The organism is Streptomyces sp. NPDC001220, from assembly GCF_053597895.1.
On the sequence record NZ_JBSFJE010000004.1, the window covers coordinates 157,522 to 171,671 of the forward strand.

General features: G+C 71.5%; 12 protein-coding genes. 7 read left to right on the plus strand and 5 right to left on the minus strand.

The genetic code is table 11. The annotated features are described in order from the left end of the window. Positions 1-20: 20 nt before the first annotated feature. The 7 genes from ACWDGI_RS11420 (at position 21) to ACWDGI_RS11450 (ending at position 7,245) form a co-directional block, all read left to right on the plus strand. Positions 21-764: a FadR/GntR family transcriptional regulator gene (locus tag ACWDGI_RS11420; RefSeq protein WP_450757747.1), complete on the plus strand. Its 744-nt coding sequence runs from the start codon at positions 21-23 to the stop codon at positions 762-764. After that, positions 761-1,906 (plus strand): galactonate dehydratase, encoded by a 1,146-nt coding sequence (gene dgoD / locus ACWDGI_RS11425; protein ID WP_450757749.1) that lies wholly within the window; start codon positions 761-763, stop codon positions 1,904-1,906. The genes ACWDGI_RS11420 and dgoD overlap by 4 nt, the downstream gene beginning before the upstream one ends. Beyond that, positions 1,906-2,712, plus strand: a complete 807-nt coding sequence (locus ACWDGI_RS11430; protein ID WP_450757751.1) for a hypothetical protein — start codon at positions 1,906-1,908, stop codon at positions 2,710-2,712. The genes dgoD and ACWDGI_RS11430 overlap by 1 nt, the downstream gene beginning before the upstream one ends. A 41-nt stretch (positions 2,713-2,753) precedes the next feature. Next, positions 2,754-3,389: a bifunctional 4-hydroxy-2-oxoglutarate aldolase/2-dehydro-3-deoxy-phosphogluconate aldolase gene (locus tag ACWDGI_RS11435; protein ID WP_450757753.1), complete on the plus strand. Its 636-nt coding sequence runs from the start codon at positions 2,754-2,756 to the stop codon at positions 3,387-3,389. After that, positions 3,386-4,390, plus strand: a complete 1,005-nt coding sequence (locus ACWDGI_RS11440; RefSeq protein WP_450757755.1) for a sugar kinase — start codon at positions 3,386-3,388, stop codon at positions 4,388-4,390. The genes ACWDGI_RS11435 and ACWDGI_RS11440 overlap by 4 nt, the downstream gene beginning before the upstream one ends. A 136-nt stretch (positions 4,391-4,526) precedes the next feature. Then, entirely contained in the window at positions 4,527-6,344 is a 1,818-nt protein-coding gene (locus tag ACWDGI_RS11445; protein ID WP_450757757.1) for an ABC transporter ATP-binding protein, read from the plus strand. 235 nt (positions 6,345-6,579) lie between these two features. Continuing rightward, positions 6,580-7,245 carry an NUDIX domain-containing protein gene (locus tag ACWDGI_RS11450; protein WP_450757759.1) on the plus strand — a complete coding sequence of 222 codons (666 nt, stop codon included), beginning with the start codon at positions 6,580-6,582 and terminating at the stop codon, positions 7,243-7,245. Positions 7,246-7,374: 129 nt separating this feature from the next. Here ACWDGI_RS11450 and ACWDGI_RS11455 read toward each other — a convergent pair whose 3' ends face one another. Genes ACWDGI_RS11455 through ACWDGI_RS11475 form a run of 5 tightly spaced genes read right to left on the minus strand, consistent with a single transcriptional unit; the run spans position 7,375 to position 13,908 of the window. Beyond that, entirely contained in the window at positions 7,375-9,378 is a 2,004-nt protein-coding gene (locus ACWDGI_RS11455) for a beta-galactosidase (protein ID WP_450757761.1), read from the minus strand. Then, complete coding sequence (locus ACWDGI_RS11460; RefSeq protein ID WP_450757763.1) at positions 9,375-10,697, minus strand: glycoside hydrolase family 36 protein; 1,323 nt, start codon at positions 10,695-10,697, stop codon at positions 9,375-9,377. The genes ACWDGI_RS11455 and ACWDGI_RS11460 overlap by 4 nt, the downstream gene beginning before the upstream one ends. Before the next feature lie 26 nt (positions 10,698-10,723). Continuing rightward, a complete protein-coding gene (locus ACWDGI_RS11465; RefSeq protein WP_351705783.1) occupies positions 10,724-11,611 on the minus strand; it encodes a carbohydrate ABC transporter permease in 888 nt (295 codons plus the stop codon). Then, positions 11,608-12,588, minus strand: coding sequence for a carbohydrate ABC transporter permease (locus tag ACWDGI_RS11470; RefSeq protein ID WP_450757766.1), 981 nt, complete (start codon positions 12,586-12,588; stop codon positions 11,608-11,610). Before ACWDGI_RS11470 ends, ACWDGI_RS11465 begins: the two co-directional genes overlap by 4 nt. Positions 12,589-12,597: 9 nt before the next feature. After that, positions 12,598-13,908 carry an ABC transporter substrate-binding protein gene (locus tag ACWDGI_RS11475; protein ID WP_450757768.1) on the minus strand — a complete coding sequence of 437 codons (1,311 nt, stop codon included), beginning with the start codon at positions 13,906-13,908 and terminating at the stop codon, positions 12,598-12,600. Positions 13,909-14,150: the final 242 nt, after the last annotated feature.

Here is a 14,150-nt window from a genome sequence, read left to right on the forward strand (position 1 = left end):
GAACAGAAAGGCTGTACGACATGACGCCCTACGCCCGCCGCGGTGTGCACGGCCAGACCGTGGAGGCCCTGGCGCGCCGCATCCTGGGCGGTGCGATCCCGGAAGGGGCCACGCTCGACCTGGTGGCCCTGCAGAGCGAACTCGACGTCAGCCTCACCGCCCTGCGCGAGTCCCTCAAGGTGCTCGCCGCCAAGGGCATGGTCGACGCCCGCCAGAAACGCGGCACCTTCGTGCGGGCCCGAGCGGACTGGAACCTGCTCGACGCCGACGTGCTGCGCTGGCAGTTCGAGGGCGCCGGTACGGCCGACGCCGACCGGTCGCTGCTGTACAACCTCGCGGAGGTCCGGGCGATCATCGAACCGGCCGCCGTCCGGCTCGCCGCCCAGCGCCGCACCGAGGCCGACCTGGTGGCCCTGGAGGACGCCCTGGACGCCATGGGACGGCACGACGCCGCCGACCCGGGCCACGCCGTCGACGCCGACCTCGCCTTCCACCGCGCCCTGCTCGCCGCCACCCACAACGAACTGCTCGAACGCATGGAGATGGTGATCGAGTCGGGGCTCGCCCACCGCGACCGCCTCGTGCACAGCTCCCCGCACAGCGAGCCCCCCGTCCCCGCCCACCGTGCCGTCCTGGACGCCGTCCGCGACGGCGACCCCGCGGCGGCCGAGCGCGCCATGCGTGCCCTGCTCGACCAGGCGGGCCGCGACCTGGCCCGGCTCGACGGCACCGACGACGACCCGAAAGGCAGCGGCGGCCAGTGAAGATCGAACGAATAGAGACCTTCCTCGTCCCGCCACGCTGGCTGTTCTGCCGCGTCGAGACCGACGAAGGCGTGGTGGGCTGGGGCGAACCCGTCGTCGAGGGCCGGGCCGAGGTGGTGCGCGCGGCCATCGAGGTCCTCGCCGAGTACCTGGTGGGGCAGGACCCGCTGCGCGTCCAGGACCACTGGCAGGTGCTCACCAAGGGCGGCTTCTACCGGGGCGGCCCCGTCCTGTCCAGCGCCGTCGCCGGACTCGACCAGGCCCTGTGGGACATCGCCGGCAAGACCTACGGCGCGCCCGTGCACGCCCTGCTCGGCGGTCCGGTGCGCGACCGGGTCCGGGTCTACGCCTGGGTCGGCGGCGACGAACCGGCCGAGCTCACCGAGCAGGTCACGGCCCAGGTGGAGGCGGGCTTCACCGCGGTGAAGATGAACGCCGCCGGGGCCACCTCGCCGATCACCACGGCGTCGGAGACCGCGGCCGTGGTCGCCCGGGTGGCGGCCGCCCGGGACGCGCTCGGCCCCGACCGCGACGTCGCCGTCGACTTCCACGGCCGCTTCACCGCCGCCAGCGCCCGCCGCGTCCTGACCGAACTCGCCCCCCTGCACCCGCTGTTCGTGGAGGAACCCGTCGTCCCCGAGCAGGGCCACCTGCTGCCCGGTCTGGTCACCGCGAGCCCGGTGCCGCTGGCCACCGGTGAACGCCTGTACTCGCGCGCCGAGTTCCTGCCCGTCCTCGCCGCCGGCATCGCGGTCGCCCAGCCGGACCTGTCCCACGCGGGCGGCATCTCCGAGGTGCACCGCATCGCCTCGCTCGCGGAGACCTACGGCGCACAGCTCGCCCCGCACTGCCCGCTCGGGCCCATCGCGCTGGCGGCCAGCCTCCAGGTCGCCTTCGCCACACCCAACTTCCTGATCCAGGAGCAGAGCCGGGGCATCCACTACAACAAGGACGCCGACCTCCTCTCCTACCTGGTCGACCCCGAACCCTTCCGGTTCGTCGACGGGCACGCCCGGCGCGGTGACGCCCCGGGGCTGGGCATCACCGTCGACGAGGCGGCCGTACGCGCGGCCGACCGGGCCGGCCACCACTGGCGCAACCCGGTGTGGCGGCACCCCGACGGCTCGTTCGCGGAGTGGTGATGGACGTCCTGACCGACCTCGCCCACGGCGGCCGCTGGACCTCGCTGCGCCACGGCGGCCGCGAATGGCTGTGGCGGCGCGAGGCCGCCGAACGCGACGGTGCGGCACCGGGCGACGCGTTCGTGGACGCGGGGGGACTGGAGGAGTGCGTCCCCACCGTGCGCGGCACCCCCGACCACGGGGACGCCTGGTCCCGGGCCTGGACCCGGGAGGGCGACGGCGAACGCGTGGACTGCGAAGACTTCACCCTGACCCGCACGCTGAGCGGCACGCCCGACGGGGTCCGGGCCGACTACGTGCTGACGGCCGAGCCCGGCTTCCGCTTCCTCTGGGCCGCGCACGCGCTGCTGGACCTCTCCGAGGAGGCCGTGGTGAAGGCCCGGGAGGGTGCGCCGACCCGGCTGTTCGCGGAGGCGGCACCCCTGGTGGGCCGGCCCTGGCCGGACGGCGCCCGCTGGCTGGAGGGCGCCTGGCCCGCACCACTGGGGCTGCGCCTCGACCGGTTCGGGCCGGACGACGGTACGGCGGCCGGGGCCGTGGTGGCGGGCGGCCGGTGCTGTGTGCACGACGCGGGGGACCGGCTCTCCTTCACCGTCGAGGCGGACGGACAGCCGCTCTCCGTCGCCCTGTGGCGCAACCTCGGCGGCTTCCCGGCCGGCCGGCCCTACCGCAGTACGGGCGTCGAGCCCATGCTCGGCCGGGTCTTCGACCTCGCCGACGCCGGCCCGGACGACGCGGCCCGCGTCGGCGCCTCGGGCGAGGTCCGCTGGCGCCTCACCGTGAGCGCCGCCTGCCGCTGCCTCTGAGCGCCCCCTGAGAAACCCGAACCGTAGAAGGAGCCCTGGCCGTGGATCTACGCGCCGCTCTCACCTCCCGCCGACTGCTCGCCATCGTGCGCGGCACCGACCCGGACGCCGCCCTGCGCACCGTGCTGACTCTGGCCGAGGAGGGCATCGAACTGATCGAGGTGTCCCTCAGCGGCACGGACGCGCTCACCGTCCTGGCCCGGGCCCGCAAGGAGCTGGGGCCCGACCGGCCGCTGGGCGCCGGCACCGTGCTGACCGCCGCCGACGCGCGGGCCGCCCACCACGCGGGCGCCACCTTCGCGGTCACCCCCGGCCTCGGCGCCGGCGTCGACACCGCGCTGGACCTCGGCATGCCGGTCCTGGCGGGCGTGCTGACCCCCACCGACGTCATCGCCGCGCAGGCCCGGGGCGCGGCCGCGCTGAAACTCTTCCCCGCCGCCGAGGCCGGGGGAGCGGCCTATCTGAAGGCGCTGCGCGGCCCGTTCCCCGACGCCGTGCTGGTCCCGGTCGGCGGCGTCGACGTGGCCGCCGCGCGGGCCTACCTGGCCGCCGGGGCGACCGCCGTCGGCGTCGGCTCACCCCTGGTCGGCGACGCGGCCGACGGCGGCGGCATCGCCGGGCTCCGCGACCGGGCCCGGGCCTTCCGCGCCGCCGTGGCGGAGGACGGACCGGCATGACGGCACCCTGGCGGCCGCGCCCCGGCCGGGTCGTCTGCGTCGGCGAGACCATGGCGGCCCTGGCCCCCGACCCGCCCCGCCCGCTGGCCGAGGCGGAGCAACTGCGGCTGTCCACGGCGGGCGCGGAGTCCAACGTGGCCATGTACCTCGCGGACCACGGCATCCCGGCGCTCTGGCTCTCGGCCGTCGGCGACGATCCGCTGGGTCACCGGGTGCGTGCGGCGGTCGCCGCCGCCGGGGTCGACGTCAGCCAGGTGCGCACCGACCCGCACCGGCCCACCGGACTCCTCGTCAAGAACCCCGGCCCCACCGGAACCCGCGTCCACTACTACCGCACCGGCTCGGCGGCCTCGGCCCTGGGCCCGGACCTGCTGGACGGCGAACCGCTGCGCTCCGCCGCCCTTCTGCACCTCACCGGCATCACCCCCGCCCTCTCGCCGTCCTGCCGCGACCTGGTGACCCGCGCCCTCGCCGCGCCGGCCGGTGAACGGCCGTACGCCATCAGCTTCGACGTCAACCACCGCGCCGCCCTGTGGCCGGACGGCACGGCACCCGGGGCCCTGCGCGCCCTCGCCGACCGGGCCGACATCGTGCTCGTGGGCCTGGACGAGGCCCAGCGGCTGTGGGGTGACGACCTGACCGTCACCGGTGTGCGGGACCTGCTGCCCGGTCCACGGATCCTCGTCGTCAAGGACGGCGCCCGGGCCGCCACGGCCGTCACCGCGGACGGCGCGTGCACGGTGCCCGCGCTGCGTACGACGGTGGTGGAACCCGTGGGCGCGGGCGACGCGTTCGCGGCGGGCTTCCTCGCCGGACTGCTGCACGGCGGGACGACCTCCCGTGCCCTGCGGCTCGGCCACATCACCGCGGTCTCCGCCCTCAAGGTGACCGGGGATCACGGTCCGTTGCCCGACCCGGCGGCGGTCGAGCGGCTCCTCGGCCTCGCGGACACGGAGTGGGAGCGGTACGAGGACGGGATCGACCGCGTGTTCGCACAGTAGCCGCCGTCCGGAAAACACGTGGACTCCGTGACCGTCGTCACGGCACACTTCCCTTTCCTGACCTGCCGATTCGAGGCCGCCGCAGACCATGCGCCGGCCGGCTCGGCATGCCGTACGACGACTACACAGGGTTGAGATGACATCCTCGGTCGATTTACCTGCGAGCGGACCGCAAAAAGGTGCCGTCATGCTCGCGCTTCGTTACTACGGACGGGAACTGGCGCGGCTCAAGCGGTTCACCCTGCCCGGAATGCTGCTGCCGGCGCTCGGCAACATCGGAATCAACTACGGGGCCCCGCTGGTCGTGGCCAAACTGGTCGGCCGGATCGCCGACGGACACGGACTGGGCTTCGGTGCCGCACTGCCGTACGTCCTCGGCTTCGGCGGTGTCCTGCTGCTGGCGGAGGTGTTCTGGCGAATCGGTCTGCACTGCCTGAACCGCCTGGACGCGTTCGGCATCGAGCAGCTGTACGTCATCGGCATGGACGAACTGTTCGCCAAGGACTCCGCGTTCTTCCACGACAACTTCGCCGGGTCGCTCACCAAGCGGGTGCTGAGCTTCGCCACCCGCTTCGAGGAGTTCGCCGACACGCTCACCTTCAACATCGTGGGCAGTTTCGTGCCCCTGTTGTTCGGATCGGTGGTCCTCTGGCGCTATGAACCGCTCCTGGTCGTCGGGCTGTTGTCGATGATCGCGGTCACCGCGGTGTGCGTCGTGCCGCTGATCCGGCGGCGGCAGCGGCTGGTCGCCCAGCGGGAGGAGGCCATCGCGCGGGTGTCCGGCCACGTCGCCGACAGCCTGATGAACATGGACACGGTCCGGGCGTTCGCCGCCGAGGGGCGGGAGGCCGCCGAACACCGGTCCCGGGTGGCCGAGTCGAGGCGGCGCACCCTGCGCTCCTGGGACTACGGCAACCTGCGCATCGACACGTTCGTCGCGCCGATGTCCGTCGCGACCAACGCGCTGGGCCTGCTGCTCGCGGTGGGCCTGGCCGGCGGCGGCCACGGTGTGGAGGCGGTCGTGGTCGCCTTCACCTACTACACCAACGCGACCCGGATCATGTTCGAGTTCAACCAGATCTACCGGCGCATGGAGAGCTCCATGACCGAGGCGGCCCAGTTCACCGAACTGCTCCTGGAGCCGCCGACCGTGCTGGACCCGGTGACCCCGGAGCCGCTCGCGCCGCGGGCCGCCGACGTCCGCTTCGAAAAGGTCTCCTTCACCCACGCGGGTGCCAAACCGCTGTTCGAAGGACTGGATCTGGAGGTGCCCAGCGGCTCGAAGTTCGGGTTCGTGGGCCGGTCGGGCGGTGGCAAGACCACGCTCACCCGGCTGCTGCTGCGGATGACCGACATCGACGCCGGACGGATCACCATCGGCGGCCAGGACATCAGCCGGCTGCGCCAGGGCGACCTGCGCAGCCAGATCGCCTACGTCCCGCAGGACCCGGCGATGTTCCACCGCACCCTGCGGGACAACATCGCCTTCGCCCGGCCCGACGCCGACGACGCCGAGATCCGGCTCGCCGCCGAGGCGGCCCACGTCACGGAGTTCGCCGACGCGCTGCCGGACGGCTTCGAGACGATGGTCGGCGAGCGGGGCGTCAAGCTCTCCGGCGGCCAGCGCCAGCGGGTCGCCCTGGCCCGGGCGATCCTGCGCAACGCCCCGATCCTGCTCCTGGACGAGGCGACCAGCGCGCTGGACTCCGAGAGCGAGATGCTCGTCCAGGAGGCGCTGTGGCGGCTCATGGAGGGGCGTACGGCACTCGTGGTGGCGCACCGGCTGAGCACGGTCGCCTCCATGGACCGGCTCGTGGTCCTGGACCGCGGCCGGATCGTCGAGCAGGGCACGCACCACGAACTGCTCACCGCGGAGGGCGCCTACGCGAAGCTGTGGCAGCACCAGTCGGGCGGGTTCCTCGACGAAGGGCCCCGGCCTGCCGAAGTGCACTAGGACGTTGCGCTGGAGGAATGGGGGGCCGGGGTGGGGCGTCGGCCGGCAGCGTCGTGGCCGGCCGCGCCCACGCGGCGGAGCCGCACAGTGATACCGCCCCGTGCCCCTCGCGGGGCGCTGCCGCACCGGAGCCGCCTTCGCCGGCCTGCCCAGGAGACACCCGCCGGACGTGGGCGGGTGGTACACAGGTGATCATGAGCCATGTGAACGCCCCCGCCCGCCCGGCAGGCCTGCGATGACCGCCGGGACCGACACCCCGGACCGCCGGGGCCGCACCGGACTCGACCGCACCGGCCTGGACCTGACCGGCAACCCACGCGTGCGGGTCCGGGAGGTGAAACTGCTCTCCAGCCACTGGTACGTCGAGCGGGCCACCACCTTCGACTACCGGCACGCCGACGGCACCTGGCGCACCGAGGAACGCGAGACCCACGACCGCGGCAACGGCGCCACCCTCCTCCTCTACGACGCCGAGCACGAAACCGTCCTGCTCACCCGCCAGTTCCGCTTCCCCGTGTACGTCAACGGCCACCCCGACGGCATGCTGATCGAGACCCCGGCGGGCCTGCTGGACGCCGAGGACGAGCACCCGGAACATGCGGTCCGCCGGGAGGTCGTCGAGGAGACCGGCCACACCGTCGGCGACGTCCAGCACGTCTTCGACGTCTACATGAGCCCCGGCTCGGTCACCGAACGGATCTCCTTCTACGCGGCCGCCTACACCCCCGCCACCCGCACCCACGAGGGCGGCGGCCTGGACGAGGAGGGCGAGGACATCGAAATCCTCGAACTCCCCTTCCGCCGCGCCCTGGAGATGATCCGCACGGGCGAGATCGCCGACGCGAAGACCATCATGCTGCTGCAATGGGCGGCCCTGGACGGCCCGTTCGCGTCCAAGTGAGACCAGCCCCCGCGCCCCTTCATGGACGCGGGGGCTGTCGTGCCCCTTCAGGGGCGCGGGGAACTGCGCGACCCGCCACGACGAACCCGCAGCCGCCGAACGGCCTCTCCGCCCCCGGCGCTACGCTCCCTACCGTGCTTCCCGCACCACGGCGATCTCGCCCGGAGCCACGACAACCGACCCGTCGACCGCCTTGCCGGACAGCAGCTCCACGGCTCCGGCCGCCACCGCGACCTCGGCCCCCTCCCCGGCATGGTCGATGACGAACACGTAGTCCGCCTCCGCACCCCGCCGCACGACGACCTCCACACCCTCCGGTGCGGTACGCCCCGCCGCCACGCCCGCCTCCGCGCGGATCCGGTCGAGCAGCCCCGCCAGGGTCTCCGCGTCCGGCAGTGTCGCCAGGTACCAGGCGCTGCCCGTGCCGTACGCGTGCCGCGTCACCGCCGGGACACCGGCCAGCGGGCCGTCGGCGTAGGACGTGACCACCTCGGCACCCGCCGCCCGCACCCGCTCCGACCAGAGTGAGCCCGTGCCGCCCTCGCTCAGCGCCACCCGCTCACCCGGCAGCAGCGGGAACAGCTCGTCCGTGCGGACGCCCAGCACCTCCCGGAACGCCCCCGGGTAACCGCCCAGCCGCACATGGCTGTGCTCGTCCACCATGCCGCTGTGGAAACCGATGGCGAGCGTGCCGCCGGCCTCCGCGAAGGCGGTCAGGTTCGCCGCGCCCGCGTCGTCCACCAGGTACAGGCTCGGGGCCAGGACCACCTTGTACGCCGACAGGTCCGCCTGCGGCCGGACGAAGTCCACGGCCACGCCCGCCCGCCACAGCGGCTCGTACCAGGAGCGGACCAGGTCCAGATAGCGCAGCTCGCCGCTCGGCTGGGAGGGGAACTCCACCGCCCAGCGGGCGTCCCAGTCCCAGACCACGGCCACCTCGGCGGTGCCCGTGCTGCCGCGCACCTCCGCCAACGCCCGCAGATCCGCGCCGAGCCGGACCACGTCCCGCCAGATCTGGCTGTCCGTCCCCGCGTGCGGCAGCATCGCGGAGTGCCACTGCTCGGCACCGGCCTTCGCCGCCCGCCACTGGAAGTAGCAGATGCCGTCCGCGCCGTGCGCCACATGGGCCAGCGCGTTGCGCCGCAACTCGCCCGGCCTCTTCGCCCGGTTGACGGGCTGCCAGTTCACCGCGCCCGTCGAGTGCTCCATCAGCAGCCACGGCCCGCCCGCCAGCGAGCGCATCACATCGCCGCTGAGCGCGACGTCGATCTGCGACTCGGGGTCGGCGGACATCAGGTAGTGGTCGTTGGCCACCACGTCCAGCTCGGGTGCCCAGCGCCAGTAGTCGAGGGCGTCGAAGTTGTGCATCACCATGAAGTTGGTGGTGGCCGGGATCGAGGGGGCCGCCTCCCGGAGCACGTCACGCTCCGCCGTGTACAGCGACAGCAGCTCGTCCGAGCAGAACCGCCGCCAGTCCAGCTGGTGCGTCGGGTTGGGTACGGCACCGGTCGCGCGGGGCGGCAGGATCTCGTCCCAGTCGTAGTACCACTGGCTCCAGAAGGTGGTGCCCCAGGCGTGGTTGAGGGCGGCCAGGTCGTCGCCGTACCGGGCGCGCAGCCAGCGGCGGAAGGACTCCGCGCTGGTGTCGCAGTAGCAGGCCGCGTTGTGGCAGCCGTACTCGTTGTGCACGTGCCACATCTTCACGGCCGGGTGGCTCGCGTACCGCTCGGCGATGGCGCCGGCGATCCTGAGCGCGGCCTCGCGGTAGGCGGGGCTGCTCGGGCAGAACGTCTGGCGGCTGCCGTAGGACAGGGTGCGGCCGTCGTGGTCCACCGGGAGCGCCTCGGGGTGCGCGCGGAAGAACCAGGCCGGCGGGGCGGCCGTCGGGGTGGCGAGGTCGGCGGCGATGCCGTTCTCGTGGAGGAGACCGAGGATCCGGTCCATCCGCGAGAAGTCGTGGACACCCTCGGACGGCTCCATCAGCGCCCACGAGAAGATGCCGACGCTCACCATGTTGACGCCCGCCTCGCGCATCAGGCGGACGTCCTCGGCCCACACCTCCTCGGGCCACTGCTCGGGGTTGTAGTCGCCGCCGTAGACGATGCCCGGGACGGAGAGGGTGCGGTCGCTCATCGGTTGACTCCGGTAACTCCGGTGAGAAGGCGGCGGGTCGTGTCCACGCCCCACGGGTCGAGGGAGAGCAGCCGGTCGCTGGAGGCGACCAGGCCGCCGACGGCCTCCACATGGGCCGCCCAGCGGGCGCGGGTCTCCACGGCGGGGCGGGCCATCAGGCAGTCGGGGTCGTTGATCCAGAGCCGGCCGTGCTGCCACTGGCGGCCGACCCCGGTGAACTCGGCCGGGTCCTGGCCCGGTTGGCTGTAGTCGCCGGCCTGGGGGCGGCGGTGCGGGGCCGTGTCGGGGCTGACCCGCATCGCGTCGAACAGGCCGATGGAGGGCAGCATCGGCGCCCCGCAGCCGAGCAGGTAGGCGTCGGCGCCGATGGCCTCCCGGATCAGGGCGATGCCGAGCCGGTACGCGGTGAGCGGGTCGGCGCCCGAGTGCCGTACGCCGTCCAGCGCGCCCGCGTAGAGGAAGTCGACCTTGAAGTAGTCGTAGCCCTCGGCGCGCAGCGTGGCGAAGACGTCGGTGAGGTAGGCCGCGGCGGCCGGGTGGGTGGTGTCCAGGACGTACAGGTCGTGGCCCCAGTTGCGGCCCGCGTGCAGCGGGTTGCCGTCGGGGTCGCGGACCAGCCAGTCCGGGTACGTCTCGGCGAGCGCGCTCGCCGGGTCGACCAGGAAGGGTGCCGTCCAGATGCCCGCCCGGCGGCCCCGGGCGCGGATGGCGTCCGCGATGCCCCGCCGGGAGCGGAAGCGTCCGGAGAGGTTCAGCCAGTCGCCCAGGGCGCTCTGGTAGCCGTCGTCGATCTGCACCACGTCGATCGGCAGGTCGAGGGTGTCCATCGCGCGCAGGTTCTCGTGGATGTCGTCCTCGGTGACGGCCGTGAAGTACTCGTACCAGGAGCACCAGACGGTGGGCGCCGGGCGGGGCGCCGGCAGCGCCAGGGAGTCGGCCCAGTCGGCCAGCACGGACTGGATGCCCGCACCGGTCCACTCCTTGACCGGGCCGTCGGCCTCGACCTCCGCGACACCGCCGGCGACGGTCAGCCGGACCGACGGCACCTCGTGCAGCGGGTCCGTCGCCGCCCAGAGCCGGACCGGGGAGCCGTCGCCCGGGTCGAGCGCCAGCAGGCCCTCGCCCTGGAAGGCCCCGGCGGGCACACCGCGGCCGGGGCGGTAGCACACGGTCGCCCAGTTGTCGTTCGTCGGGCGGTACGGGGCGGCGCCGAGGGCGTAGGAGCCGCTCGGCGACCAGGACTGCCAGCCCTCCTCGTGGACACGGGCGGTGCGCGTGTCCACGGGCAAGGAGGCGACCGGGGTGAACGGGTTGTGCACGGGGTTCTCTTTCGGAGGAGGCCGGGTCAGCCCTTGGCGGAGCCCAGGGTCAGACCGCTGACGAACTGCTTCTGGAGCGCGAAGTACACGACCAGCGTCGGGATCGCGGTGAGCAGCGAGCCGGCGGCGACCAGGTTCGGGTCGGTGAAGTACTGGCCCGAGAGGTTGTTCAGCGCCGAGGTGATCGGCATGTTCTCACCGGTCGAGATCAGCACCAGCGCCCAGAAGAAGTCGTTGTAGATCCAGATCGACAACAGGGTCGCCAGGGCCGCCATCGCCGGCCGGCACAGCGGCAGCGTGATCTGCCAGTACAGCCGCCACACCGACGCGCCGTCCACGAGCGCGGCCTCGGTCAGCTCGTGCGGCAGCGACCGCATGTAGTTGCTGAGCACGAACGCGCAGAACCCGGACTGGAACGCCACGTGGATCAGCACCAGGCCGAGCGCCGAGTCGTACAGCTTGCCGCTCTGCGTGATGCCCGGCAGGTTCGTCAGCAGGTACAACCGGTACAGCGGGGTGATGATGACCTGCTGCGGCAGCAGGTTGCCCGCGGTGAACACCAGCAGCAGCGCCAGGTTGAGCCGGAAGTCGAAGCGGCTGACGTAGAACGCGACCATCGACGACAGGAACAGCGTGAGCAGCACGGCCGGGACCGCGATGATCAGCGTGTTCATGAAGTAGTGGGTCATGTCCGACTGCGTGAACGCGTTCTTGAAGTTGTCGAAGTTCAGCGTGTGCGGCCAGGACACGTAACCGCGGTCGCTGGTCTCGCTGTACGGGCGCAGCGCCGAGAAGATCGCCCACAGCAGCGGGGCGAGCCACGCCAGCGCCGTGACGGCGAGGAAGACGTGCAGCAGGACGCGGGCCGGACGGATCGGGGTGCGCTGTTTGGCCAGCGCGCTCACGGTGCTCATGCGCGCCGCTCCTTCCGGAAGGTCGCGATCAGGTACGGGATGATCACGATCAGGGAGATGAACAGCAGCACCACCGCGATCGCCGAGCCGTAACCGATGCGGCTGGACTCGCCGATGATGTTGTTGGTCACCAGGATGGAGAGCAACTCGGTGCCCTGGGCGCCCTTGTTGAAGACGAAGACCAGGTCGAAGGCGCGCAGCGCCTCGATGATGGTGACGACCAGGACGACCGTGTTGGTGGGCCGCAGGGTCGGGAAGATGACGTTCTTGAACGTCTGCCACTCGTTGGCGCCGTCGAGGGCCGAGGCCTCGCGCAGCGACGGGTCGACGCTCTTCAGACCGGCCAGGTACAGGATCATCATGTAGCCGGCGTGCCGCCAGGACGCGGCGATCAGGACCGCCCACAGGTTGAGCTTCGGGTCACCGATCCAGTCGATGTAGTGGCCCGGCTTGTTGGCGCCGATGAGGCTGTTGATCAGGCCCGTGTCCGGGTTGTAGATCAGCTGCCAGACGAACCCGATGCACGCCATGGAGATGACGACCGGCAGGAAGAACGCCGTCTGGTAGACCCGCGTGAACCGGATCCTCTTGTCCAACTGCACGGCCAGGAACAGGCCGAACGGCGTCGGGATCAGGATGAGGACGACGAACCAGATGACGTTGTGCTGGACCGCGGGCCAGAACTGCGGGTTGTCGCTGAAGAGTTGCTGGAAGTTGTCGAACCCGACCCACTTGATGGAGTCGAAGCCGATGCCGTCCCAGGTGGTGAAGGCCAGCAGGATCGAGGCGAGTGCGGTCACCCAGACGAGCAGGACATGGAGGACCGTCGGCACGCCGGCCATGAAGGCCAGCGTGATGCGGTCGCGGCGGGTCAGCAGGCGCTTGTGCCCCTGCCGGACCCGCTTCTTCTCGGACGCGCGCCCAGGAGGCGGCACGGCGGCCGCCTCCTGGGACTTCGTGGTGGTTTCAGTCGTCATTCAGCCGGCTCACTCGGACGCGAAGATGGTCTTCTTCTGGCGCTCGATCGACGAGAGCAGACTGTCGACGCCCTTCGGGTTCTGCAGGAACTTCTGCAGGCCGGGCTGCATCACCGTCGAGGTGAAGTCCGGGCGGGAGTCGCGGTCCATGAACTGGGTGAGGCTCTTGGCGTTGCTGATCATGTCGTACGCCTTCTTCTGCAGGGCGGAGTACGACGAAGTGTCCGCCTTGGAGGAGGCGGCGACCACACTGGAGTCGGCCTTGAGGTAGATCTGCTCGGCCGCGGGGGTGCCGAGGTACTCCATGAGCTTGAAGGCGCCGGACTTGTTCTTCGGGGCCTTGCTGACCATGTAGCCGTCGGTGGGCGCCTCGACGGTGTCCTGGCCGTACGCGGAGTTGATCTCCGGGAAGGCGAAGAAGTCGAGGTCGTCCAGGTCGGCCTTGTTCGTGAACTGCTGGGCCACGAAGGAGCCGAGGAGGTACATGCCGGCCTTCTTGGAGACCAGGCTCTGCGCGGCGTCCTGCCAGGTGCGGCCCATGAAGCCGTCCTGGTGGTAGGGGAGGATCTCGGCCCAGTGGTCGAAGACGGCCTTGACCTTCGGGTCGGTCCACTCGGCCTTGCCGCCCATCAGGTCGACGTGGAAGTCGTACCCGTTGATGCGGAAGTTGAGCTGGTCGAAGGTGCCCATCGCCGGCCACGCGTCCTTGTCGCCGAACGCGATCGGGACCAGGCCGTCCTTCTTCATCTGCTTGCACAGGGCCACGAAGTCGTCCCAGGTGGTGGGGACCTTGTAGCCGTGCTGCTGGAAGACGCTCTTGCGGTAGAAGATCGCCCAGGGGTAGGTGTCCAGCGGCACGAAGTAGTACTTGCCGTCCTCGCCCTTGCTGAGCTTCTTCATCGCGTCGGGGAAGCCGTCGCCGATCTTGTCCCAGACCTCGTCGATCGGAGTGGCGAGGCCCTTCTTCGCGAAGAACTGCATCCGGTACCCGGCGAACCAGTTGAACACGTCGTCCGGCGTGCCCTGCAGGTAGGAGTTGATCTGCTCCTGGAAGGTGTTGTGGTCCTTCGTGTTGACATCGACCGTGATGCCCGACTGCTTCTTGAAGGTCGCGTACATCTCCGCGTAGGCCTTCTTGGGTACGGCGTCCGAGCCGTTGGAGCCGAGAGAGACCGTCTTCGGGTCGGAGGAGGATCCGCTGCCGCCGCACGCGGAGAGCAGGGGTATGCCGCCGGCGAGCAGGGCGGCCGAACCGGCCCCACGCAGAACGTTACGGCGGCTCGGACCCGGCAGGTGAAGACCGGACGGGGAGATGCGCATGGCGGCTCCTGAGTAACAGGGTTCGGCAAGGGGAGAGTTGATCTTCGAAAGGTCCCGAAACCGATCAGAAACCAACTCGGCCGAACATCGTGGGCGCAATAACAGCCGCTTGTCCGCTCATGCGTCAATAGCCTGCGTCCCTCTCACCCGTCTCTTGCCCGAAACGTAATCGACATGGTTGCCTGCCGGTTTGTTGAACGGAGCGGTACGGCCGGGCCCCCGGGGGGCGAACTCCGTGGGGG